The sequence below is a fragment of the Intestinibacter sp. genome (genome assembly GCF_022780145.1).
GTDB lineage: Bacteria > Bacillota > Clostridia > Peptostreptococcales > Peptostreptococcaceae > Intestinibacter.
Genome location: NZ_JALEXO010000100.1, coordinates 1 through 5878 on the forward strand (window position 1 = coordinate 1; position 5878 = coordinate 5878).

A 5878-nucleotide genomic window follows, 5' to 3' on the forward strand; every position below is an offset into this window, starting at 1 on the left:
GGGTTATTATTTGAGCAATATAAAGAATTGCTTACTGATAAACAACGAGAAATGGTATCTCTTTACTATGAAGAAGATTATTCTTTGGGAGAAATCAGTGAAAATTTAGGTGTATCACGACAAGGAGTTTACGACACATTAAAGCGTTCAGAAAAAATACTTAGAGAATACGAAAGTAAACTACATTTAGTAGCTAAGTCAAAAGACCAAGAAAAATTCCTTAAATCTATTGGGGAGAAAATTATTGACATTAAAGAAGATTTATTGCACAATAGAGATTGTGCTGATTTAATCCCTAAGCTAGAAAATATAGAAGAAATATGTAGGGAGTTGTTAAAATGATATTTGAAGGTTTATCTGATAAATTGCAAGGTGCTCTTGGTAAGTTAAGATCAAAAGGAAAACTTACAGAAAAAGATGTAAAGGCAGCTATGAGAGAAGTAAAACTTGCATTACTTGAAGCCGATGTAAACTTTAAAGTCGTAAAAGATTTTGTAAAAAAAGTGCAAGAGAGATGTGTTGGACAAGAGGTTATGGAAAGCTTAACTCCAGCACAACATGTTATAAAGATAGTTAATGAAGAGCTTACTGCTTTGATGGGAGATGTCCAAAGTAAAATTTCGATAGCTTCTAAGCCACCTACAATTATAATGATGGTAGGTTTGCAAGGGGCAGGTAAGACAACTACAGCTGGTAAAATCGGTGGATATTTCAAAAAACAAGGAAAGAAACCACTACTTGTAGCTTGTGACGTATATAGACCAGCTGCAATAAAACAATTAGAGGTTGTCGGTTCAAGTTTAGATATAGAAGTATTTAATATGGGCGACAAAGAAAATCCAGTTAATATTGCAAAAGCAGGAGTTAGTCACGCTATAAAAAACAACAATGATTTAGTTATAATAGATACAGCAGGTCGTCTTCATGTAGATGAAGAATTGATGAATGAATTAAAATCTATAAAAGCAGATGTTAAACCACATGAAATACTTTTAGTAGTCGATTCAATGACAGGGCAGGATGCAGTAAATGTGGCTGAAAGCTTCGATGAGATTTTAGGCATTGACGGAGTTGTACTTACTAAATTAGATGGTGATACTAGAGGTGGAGCAGCACTTTCAATCAGGGCTGTAACACAAAAACCTATAAAATTTATAGGTATGGGTGAAAAGCTAGATGATTTAGAGCCTTTTTATCCAGATAGAATGGCTTCTAGAATATTAGGCATGGGAGATGTCCTTAGTTTAATCGAAAAAGCTCAAGAGACAATGGACATGGAAAAGGCCAAAGCTCTAGGAGATAAGCTTAAAAAACAAGAATTTGATTTTGAAGACTTCCTAGATCAAATGGAACAAATCCAAAAAATGGGTTCTATGGAAAAAATACTTGGAATGATTCCAGGAATGGGAAATTTAAAAAATCAAATCGGCGATGTAGATATGAATGGCAAGGAAATGAACAGAATAAAAGCCATAATACAATCTATGACAGTCGAAGAAAGAAGAAATCCACAAATACTTAATGCATCAAGAAAGAGAAGAATAGCAAAAGGTAGTGGAACAAGTGTACAAGAAGTAAATAAACTAATAAAACAATTAACTGAAATGAGAAAAATGATGAAGATGTTTACTTCTGGTGGTAAGGGTATGAAGAAAAGAGGCGGTTTTCCCGGACTTCCTTTCTTTAAATAAATAAATTAAAAACTAAAATAGAAAAATTTTCGGAGGTATATAAAATGGCAGTTAAAATAAGATTAAAAAGAATGGGTGCTAACAAAAAACCTTTCTACAGAATAGTAGTTGCAGATTCTAGAGCACCAAGAGATGGAAAATTCATAGAAGAAATAGGATACTACAATCCAGTATCAGAACCAAAACAAATAAAAATAAACGATGAAAAAGCTAACAAATGGTTAAAAGTTGGAGCTCAACCTACAGATACAGTTAAAAAATTATTACAAAGCCAAGGAATAATAGAAAAATAATAAACTAAAATTAGTTTATATGTAACATTTTAGGAGATGGAAAATATGAAAGAGCTAGTATTAGATATTGTCAAAGCTCTAGTTGATAATCCTGATGAGGTGAGCATTGAAGAAACTAAGAAAAAGGGTGAAATAATCCTAAAGCTTTCAGTTTCTCAAGATGATATGGGCAAGGTTATAGGAAAACAAGGGAGAATAGCTAAGGCTATTAGAACTGTGTTAAAATCTGCTGGAAATAAAGAGCACCTTAAGGTTTCTCTTGAGATAGTATAAAAAGGATTAGGTATATACCTAGTCCTTTTTGTATATACTAAAAATGACAAAAGAGGTGAGAAGATGGCTGATAAGTTAACTGTTTTTAGAATAGGACAAATAGTAAATACACAAGGTTTAAAGGGTGAAGTGCGTGTTTACCCATATACAAATGACATATATCGTTTCGACGACTTAGAGTATTTTTATTTAGAAAAAGGTCTAAATACTAAATACGAGGTTGAGAGAGTTAGATATAAAGGTAACATGGTTATTATGAAAATAAAAGGCATTGATTCTATAGAGATGGCTGAGAAGTTAAAAACTAAAAATATGTACATCCCTAGAGAAGAATCTGTAGAATTAGAAGAAGACGAATTTTTTATAGCAGACTTAATAGGAATGGATGTTTTTACAGTAGACGGTGAGAAGGTAGGAGTTGTCAAAGATGTACTGCAACATGCTGTAAACGACGTCTATGTAGTAGCATCTAAAGATAAAGAATACTTAATACCATCAATTGAAAAATTCGTGCCAACTATAGATTTAGATGAAAATAAAATGATAATAGATCCTATAAAGGGAATGCTTGATTAGGTGGTAAAATGAGATTTCATATAATGACGCTTTTTCCAGAGATATTTAATTCATACTTTGGTGAGAGTATAATGAAAAGAGCTATAGAAAAGGGAATAATCGAGGTATTTGTTTACAATATTAGAGATTTCTCAGCAAATAAACATAAAAAGGTTGACGATTATCCTTTTGGCGGAGGAGCAGGGATGCTTATGACTCCTCAGCCTATTTACGATACATATAAGCATATACTTAAGACTCATAATATACAAAACCCTAGAGTTGTGTATCTGACTCCTAAGGGCAAGGTTTTAAATCAAGGTATAGTGAAGGGATTTTCTAGAGAAGATGATATTATTTTGCTGTGTGGACATTATGAAGGCATAGATGAGAGAATAATAGATTTGATAGTTACAGATGAGATATCAGTTGGAGACTACGTACTTACTGGAGGAGAGCTTCCTGCGCTTATACTTGTAGATGCTGTTGCTAGACTTATTCCAGGAGTATTAAACCAAAACGAGTCATTTGAAGATGAATCATTTGAAGATAATCTACTAGAATACCCTCAATATACGAGACCTAGAGAATTTATGGGACTTAAGGTTCCAGATATTTTATTGTCTGGCAACCACCAAAAAATAGACGAGTGGAGAAAAGAACAGTCTATTGAAATAACTAAAAAAAGACGAAAAGATTTATATAAAAAGTATTGTAAGAAATAATATTTTATAGTATAATAAAAAAAGTTGAGACTACGGGCGTTCCTCTGTTACATTGGTCAGTAATTAAGAACGTCTATGAAATATTAGGAGGAAAAATGAACGAATTAATAAAAGCTTTAGAACAAGAACAATTAAAAAACGAAGTTCCTAACTTTGGACCTGGGGACACTGTAAAAGTACACGTTAAAATCATAGAAGGAAAAAGAGAAAGAATACAAGTATTTGAAGGTGTTGTAATAAAAAGACAAGGTGGAGGAAATAGAGAAACTTTCACTGTAAGAAAAATATCTTTCAACGTTGGTGTAGAAAGAACTTTCCCAGTTCATTCACCAAAAATAGAAAAAATCGAAGTTACTAGAAGAGGTAAAGTAAGAAGAGCTAAGATCAATTACTTAAGAACTAGAACTGGTAAAGCTGCTAAAGTTAAAGAAGCAAGAAACAAAAGATAATAAGTCTTTATTAAAATAAAAGGAAATCTCGTTAGAGCTTTCCTTTTTGTCTTATATGGGAAAATATATTGATAAATACATAAGTTATTGGAAATAATATAAATGATTATAAATTAAACGGAAAATAATTAAAAAAGGAAGTGATAACATGACAAGAGAATACGACGAATATTTAAGAGACGACAATCTACATATAAATTGGTATCCAGGACATATGAAAAAGACAAAGGAAATGGTTCAAAACAACTTAAAGCTTGTAGATGTCGTTATAGAGCTTTTAGATGCGAGAATACCTCTAAGTAGTAAAAACCCGGATATAGATAGATTAGCTAAAAATAAACCTAGAGTAGTAGTTTTAAATAAAAGCGATTTATCAGACAAAAATAAATTAAACAGATGGATTAGCTACTATCAAAGCAAGGGTATAAAGGCTATACCAGTAGACACTCTAAGAGGAAGCGGAGTTAATAAAATTGTAGAAGAGTGTAAAAACGTAACTAAAGAAAAAATGGACGCACTTAAAGAAAAAGGCAGAAAACAAAGAGCTATAAGAGTTATGATAGTCGGTGTACCTAATGTCGGAAAATCTTCACTTATAAATAAATTAACAGGAAGAAAAAGCACACAAACTGGAGATAGACCAGGTGTAACAAAGGGAAAACAATGGGTAAAGCTTAAAGGAGATTTAGAGCTTTTAGATACACCAGGTATACTTTGGCCTAAATTCGAGGATCAAAATATAGCTTTAAATTTAGCCTTTACAAGGGCTATAAAGGACGAAATACTAGATATTGATACTTTAGGGTTAAAATTCATAGAAAAGATGTCTGAGATAGAACCAGAGAAGCTAAAGGCTAGATACAAATTAGACTCTCTAGGTGAAGAACCTCTAGAAACTATGGAGATGATAGGAAGAAAAAGAGGGTTTATCTTAGGTAAAAATGAACTTGACTATACTAGAATAGCAAAAACTGTTTTAAATGAATTTAGAGAAGGTAAAATAGGAAAGATAACTCTAGAAGTTCCTGAAGATATAAAATAATAAAATAAATTATGCAGACTGGTTTTAAATAAAAAATTTAAAGCCAGTTTTTTAGTATATAAAAATTTCTAATGTCTTTATCTTTTGCAATGTTGATTTTGCTATATATATAAAATTATCAGTAAAATTAAAATATTAGATATATTTTTATTTTATTGACTATTATATAAAATCTAGGTATAATAGACTAATCAACGAGACATCATAGGAGGAATAACATGACTACAAAAAACAAAGACATAATTATAACTGGTTTTGCTCTATTTGCGATGTTTTTTGGGGCGGGGAATTTAATATTTCCGCCGTATTTAGGAGTAATAACTGGAGAGAAATTCTTAATAGGGTTTTTAGGGTTTATAATTGCAGATGTAGGTTTATCGTTGCTTGCAATACTGGCATCAGCTAAATCAAATGGGGATACAGAAATAGTGTTTAAGAGGGCAGGCAAGAAATTTGCGCTTATTTTAGGAGCAGCTATAATGATATGCTTAGGACCGCTTCTAGCGATACCTAGAACAGCTGCTACGACTTTTGAGATGGGTATAGCTTCACTTATGCCTAATTTCAATTCTCTACTATTTTCGATAATTTTCTTTAGTATAACGCTAGTTTTAACTATAAAACCATCTAAAGTAGTAGATATAATAGGATCTTATTTAACGCCTGCATTATTAGTTTGTCTATTATTAATAATAGCTGTAGGTATAATAAATCCAATAGGAAATTTAGAAGAGGCAGCTATTCAAAATGTATTTAGTGAAGGGATACTACAAGGGTACCAAACATTAGATGCACTAGGAGCTATATGTTTATCAGCTGTTTTAATAAAGAGTTTATCACAAAAAGGATA

Annotated in this window: 9 protein-coding genes; all 9 read left to right on the forward strand. The window is 31.7% G+C overall.

Translation table 11 applies throughout. The features are described 5' to 3' along the window. On the forward strand, positions 1-342 hold a 342-nt coding region (gene ylxM, locus MR593_RS03660), incomplete at its 5' end, for a YlxM family DNA-binding protein (RefSeq protein WP_290687001.1). Continuing rightward, positions 339-1691, forward strand: a complete 1353-nt coding sequence (ffh, locus tag MR593_RS03665; protein WP_290687002.1) for a signal recognition particle protein — start codon at positions 339-341, stop codon at positions 1689-1691. The genes ylxM and ffh, both read left to right, overlap by 4 nt. 44 nt (positions 1692-1735) lie before the next feature. Continuing rightward, positions 1736-1984 (forward strand): 30S ribosomal protein S16, encoded by a 249-nt coding sequence (rpsP, locus tag MR593_RS03670; RefSeq protein WP_290687004.1) that lies wholly within the window; start codon positions 1736-1738, stop codon positions 1982-1984. 45 nt (positions 1985-2029) lie between these two features. Then, a complete protein-coding gene (locus MR593_RS03675) occupies positions 2030-2257 on the forward strand; it encodes a KH domain-containing protein (protein ID WP_290687006.1) in 228 nt (75 codons plus the stop codon). 63 nt (positions 2258-2320) lie between these two features. Then, a complete protein-coding gene (rimM, locus tag MR593_RS03680) occupies positions 2321-2833 on the forward strand; it encodes a ribosome maturation factor RimM (RefSeq protein WP_290687008.1) in 513 nt (170 codons plus the stop codon). A gap of 8 nt (positions 2834-2841) precedes the next feature. Then, a complete protein-coding gene (trmD, locus tag MR593_RS03685; RefSeq protein ID WP_290687010.1) occupies positions 2842-3537 on the forward strand; it encodes a tRNA (guanosine(37)-N1)-methyltransferase TrmD in 696 nt (231 codons plus the stop codon). A gap of 95 nt (positions 3538-3632) precedes the next feature. After that, on the forward strand, positions 3633-3986 hold the full coding sequence (rplS, locus tag MR593_RS03690; RefSeq protein WP_290687011.1) for a 50S ribosomal protein L19: 354 nt from the start codon (positions 3633-3635) through the stop codon (positions 3984-3986). A gap of 148 nt (positions 3987-4134) precedes the next feature. Further along, complete coding sequence (gene ylqF / locus MR593_RS03695) at positions 4135-5028, forward strand: ribosome biogenesis GTPase YlqF (protein ID WP_290687013.1); 894 nt, start codon at positions 4135-4137, stop codon at positions 5026-5028. 218 nt (positions 5029-5246) lie between these two features. Next, positions 5247-5878, forward strand: a 632-nt coding sequence (locus MR593_RS03700) for a branched-chain amino acid transport system II carrier protein (protein ID WP_290687014.1), incomplete at its 3' end; no start/stop codon positions are given.

Bases quoted from the DNA above. Each gene is read 5' to 3' on its own strand.
- ffh (WP_290687002.1), top strand. From the start codon at position 339: ATGATATTTGAAGGTTTATCTGATAAATTGCAAGGTGCTCTTGGTAAG.
- rpsP (WP_290687004.1), top strand. From the start codon at position 1,736: ATGGCAGTTAAAATAAGATTAAAAAGAATGGGTGCTAACAAAAAACCT.
- MR593_RS03675 (WP_290687006.1), top strand. From the start codon at position 2,030: ATGAAAGAGCTAGTATTAGATATTGTCAAAGCTCTAGTTGATAATCCT.
- rimM (WP_290687008.1), top strand. From the start codon at position 2,321: ATGGCTGATAAGTTAACTGTTTTTAGAATAGGACAAATAGTAAATACA.
- trmD (WP_290687010.1), top strand. From the start codon at position 2,842: ATGAGATTTCATATAATGACGCTTTTTCCAGAGATATTTAATTCATAC.
- rplS (WP_290687011.1), top strand. From the start codon at position 3,633: ATGAACGAATTAATAAAAGCTTTAGAACAAGAACAATTAAAAAACGAA.
- ylqF (WP_290687013.1), top strand. From the start codon at position 4,135: ATGACAAGAGAATACGACGAATATTTAAGAGACGACAATCTACATATA.